This window comes from Streptococcus mitis, from assembly GCF_003944325.1.
GTDB classification, from domain to species: Bacteria; Bacillota; Bacilli; order Lactobacillales; family Streptococcaceae; genus Streptococcus; species Streptococcus mitis_CW.
On the sequence record NZ_RJPX01000086.1, the window covers coordinates 1 to 1,401 of the forward strand.

Below are 1,401 nucleotides of genomic sequence, written 5' to 3' on the forward strand. Positions count from 1 at the left end.
AAAAAATTACATATAGCATCCAAAATTTCCCACCTAATCTTGAATTTATTGATTACATTCTCATCATTATATCTGTCATAGCTATTATTAGCTTATATTACCTTTTATCAAATGTAATTAAGAAGATAGTATATAAAGGAAATTGGGCAAAACTGACAATAAATACAATGGGAATTAATGTAAACATGGAAAATAGAGACTTTTCTGCAGTCTCATATTTTGATAATTTTCTATCTGATGTTGTTTATCTTTTTGATGAATCTGATGCAGATTTTGTAATTTTTGAAGACCTAGATAGATTTAACGACCATTCAATATTCGAAAAATTAAGAGAAATTAACTTAATGGTTAATCAAAGGAGAAATTCTGCAAAGCGAAAGAAAATAAAGAAAATCATGTTTTTCTATGTAATAAGTGATGAAATATTTTCTGAAAAAAAAGATGTTTCAGCAACAGAGAAGACAAAATTTTTTGATGTAATTATTCCAATCATCCCTATTGTCAACAATACAAATTCATTTGATTATCTAAAATCACGGTTGTTAGATGACCTAGCAATTACGGATAAAAATGACTTCGAAACTTTTTTATATCAAGTTTCCATATTTATTGATGACCTAAGAGTTCTTAAAAATATAGTAAATGAATTTAAAATTTACAAAGAAATACATAAAAATAATATTAAAATAGATTACAAACAACTACTTGCACTGATAATCTATAAAACATTAAACGCCAGTGATTTTAACGACCTAGTTAAATCTAAAGGAGAGTTGTATACTCAAATAAAAAATTCGTTGGAGGATAATGATGAGTGAGATAGCAAAATTTTTGATAAAAAATAATCTTATCAATGAAACATATACAGATTACCTTGTTAGACAATCTAAAAATGGACTTAGTGGAAATGAAAAAAATTTTTTAATAGCTGTATTATTAAAGGATAGCGAGGAGTTAAAAAACATTAAAGTTCTCAAACAGGATAAAATTCATGAGATATTCTTAAAACTATCCGATTATCACTTTTCTGTTGATAATTTTTTTAACGAAGCAATTTATGATTATTTTAATAAAGTATTTGCTGATAAAACTGATAACAATGAGATTAATATTAAGTGTATGGAAGACTACTTTAAAAAGATAATCTTCTTGCAAGATACAACTGACCCACAAAAAATTACACTAAATATAAATAGCATATCTAGAATACTTTATAATAAAATTGTAAATTCACAAGAAGATCATCTCTTCACCAAAATGAAGAGCTATATTTCAGATAATCAAATAAGTGATAACATAAATAATGATGTAAAATTACTACTATTAATTCTAGATAAAAAAATGAATTTAGATTCTGAATTCAATTTAGACTTTACTATTGAAACTCTTCTTGAAAGAATC

Annotated in this window: 1 protein-coding gene and 1 pseudogene; both read left to right on the forward strand. The window is 24.8% G+C overall.

The window, feature by feature from the left end; genetic code table 11:
* A pseudogene (locus tag D8787_RS11570) lies at window positions 1-818 on the forward strand (hypothetical protein); the annotation flags it as partial.
* On the forward strand, window positions 811-1,401 hold a 591-nt coding region (locus tag D8787_RS11225), incomplete at its 3' end, for a hypothetical protein (protein WP_142999778.1). The pseudogene D8787_RS11570 and the gene D8787_RS11225, both read left to right, overlap by 8 nt.